At 67.6% G+C, this 515-nt stretch carries 1 pseudogene; it reads right to left on the bottom strand.

Annotation, left to right across the window (positions count from 1 at the left end):
* A pseudogene (locus EN991_RS39240) lies at positions 1-358 on the bottom strand (hypothetical protein); the annotation flags it as partial.
* Positions 359-515 lie beyond the last annotated feature (157 nt).

Genomic DNA, 515 nt, shown 5'->3' with positions numbered 1-515 from the left:
CCTCCATATAGCGCATGCGGTAGCGGCCGAGCTCGGCGCGGCTGATGCGGGCGCCGGCCGGCAGGTCGGGATGGTCCGAGCGGATGCGGTCGGCGAGGCTCGGGCGCAGCGTGTCGATGCGCACCAGATCGCGCTTGCGGAATTTGCGGCCCGATATCGCCGACGGCTTTTTCTTCGGCTTGCCACGGTGGGCGCCGGGGCCTGCCGGTTCGGAGTCCGGCACTTCGGGCGTGTCGAAGTGTTCGTCCGATACCGGATCGGCCTCCAGCTCACCGACGATCGGCGCCTCGAAATACTCGCCGCCGTCATCGTTCTGATTGTCTGCCGCCTGTTCGGGCGTTTTGGGGACGGTGCTCATGGTGGGCTCCTGAGGGTGCTGGGCGACGATAGACAGAGGTGGCGGCGCATAGCCAGCGCCGGGCACGGATTTCGCAGGCCGGACAAGTGTTTTTGATCGGAGAAGGCGATGTGGCTGGCGGCGGCTCGCCCCTCGGGGCGGGTGGAGACGTTCCAGA

This window comes from Mesorhizobium sp. M7A.F.Ca.US.005.03.2.1, assembly GCF_003997795.1.
Taxonomy (GTDB): domain Bacteria; phylum Pseudomonadota; class Alphaproteobacteria; order Rhizobiales; family Rhizobiaceae; genus Mesorhizobium; species Mesorhizobium ciceri.
The sequence above is the reverse complement of the archived record's forward strand: the minus strand, read 5'-3'. Positions and strand labels throughout refer to the sequence as shown.